The sequence below is a fragment of the Bradyrhizobium sp. genome (assembly GCF_027451485.1).
Classification (GTDB): domain Bacteria; phylum Pseudomonadota; class Alphaproteobacteria; order Rhizobiales; family Xanthobacteraceae; genus Bradyrhizobium.
The window spans coordinates 1-1671 of record NZ_DAIDJE010000179.1 but is presented as its reverse complement, the minus strand read 5'-3'; the positions used below and the strand labels follow the sequence as shown (position 1 = coordinate 1671).

Below are 1671 nucleotides of genomic sequence, written 5' to 3'. Positions count from 1 at the left end.
TGGGCGGCACCACGGGGACGCTGCGATCATCGATGGGGCAGGCTGAAGCGGTTGCCGGCCGATGCGAAATCACGGCTCTTGGGGGGGCGGTTCAGACAGCTGGAACTGATGAACGCAGACCCTGGGCCGTCGCAGAAATTCGGTGCGATGCTGCCGGTGTCGGTGTCCGGGCGGCGCTCGACGCCGCGGGGAGTGATGATCGCCTTCTGCGCTGCGCGTCGCGCCGAGGAGGCGCGCGACGAGCCGGTCTGTACGCGCTGGCGGAGCGTCCCGCCGCCGAAGTGCGAGTAGCGGCGCGGCCAGGTGGCTCAACATCGGCACACCCATGGGCTCGAGCCGCCGCGCAGCGATTCAGCCCGATCGGTCCGATTTGGGACGAGAGCCCCCGGGTCTTGGAATCACACGGTCCGGCGAAAGCGGCTGCTAGGCATGGAACGCCCTATGCCGGGGGCGGGACAAGCAGCGACCATCCGGGCGGATAGCGCTCAGCAGCCTGTGGATTGCCTCCGATCGAAAGTCGCGGTGGCTCGGCCGGCCCCAGTCCCAGGCGGTTCAGAACCTTGGCGGGGCGGACAACGACTCCGGCGAAGGGCTGTCTCGATGTTCTGCGCCCGCGCCGCATCCGAAGGGGGGGCTCGCTCGCGGAAGCCCTTGTGCACCGTAGAGGCGGCGCCTTACCAGGATCAGGACCTCATGTGCGGCCAGACGCGGTCTCCGGTCAAAGTGCATGTTCGCCTGGTGACCCTGCGGCCTTGTCTACTGAGATCGAGTTCCCGGGGTGATACGTTGGCTGGTTGCCGGCGTCGCCAATACCTGGGCAAGCGGGGCCCACGCATGGCCCGGCGCCCGGCTGATCGGGCGTTCACCTTGGCGACTCGGGATCGCAGTCGGGAGGAGCCTGAATGTCGCGCGGCATCCTCGAGCGCAGGTTCGCGCTCCGCTCCGGCCGCATTCGGCCGCACCCTGGCCGGCAATGTTCGCATCCGTCGGTCCGTCGACCAGTGTCTCCGGAAGAATAGAAAAATCCAGGACTTAAGAACGGGAACGGGCGCCTCTGGAATTCGCATCCGATGCGACCCCTGTCTTCGGCGCTGACGCCCTTCCGCGACGTCCGATCGGGCCGTCGCCGAGGGCCTCACTTTTTTCCAGACCGAGCGCCGCCAGCCATTGCCAACGCGAACGGTCGGCCGTAGCCTTTGGATCGCTTTTTACATCGGGCCGCCTTTGCCTGGCGGCGGCTGCCGAATCGTCACAGGCGAAACCCGTTCAATCGATCGCTCAGATGCAAACCATCCTGAGCGCGTTCAGGTATGTATGAGCGATAAGCTGAAATCCAATTCACTCTCGTTCTTCGAGTCGCTGATCATGGGTGTGGCTGGAAGCGCGCCCGGTTTCTCAATCGCGGTTGCGATTTCCGGCCTGCTGGCGACGGCCGGCTTTGTTTCGCCGAACGCCGTGCTCATTTTTGCATTGCCCATGCTTGGCATCGCGCTCGCATACAAGGGCCTCAATCAGAAGTTCGCCAACGCCGGCGCCGCATACGAATGGACCAAGATCGGCTTTGGAAAGCCGTTCGGATATTTCTCCGGCTGGGCTCTTCTGATTGCAACGATGGTCTTCATGGTCGCCGGCAGCGTGCCTCTGGGCACCGCGACGATCGACCTCATCAAT

1 protein-coding gene and 1 pseudogene are annotated in these 1671 nt (G+C 64.8%); both read left to right on the top strand.

Annotated features, from left to right (window positions below):
• The coding region (locus NEZ08_RS21830) for a hypothetical protein (RefSeq protein WP_298111678.1) at positions 1-291 on the top strand (291 nt) is incomplete at its 5' end.
• A gap of 1023 nt (positions 292-1314) precedes the next feature.
• Positions 1315-1671, top strand: a pseudogene (locus NEZ08_RS21825) (APC family permease); the annotation flags it as partial.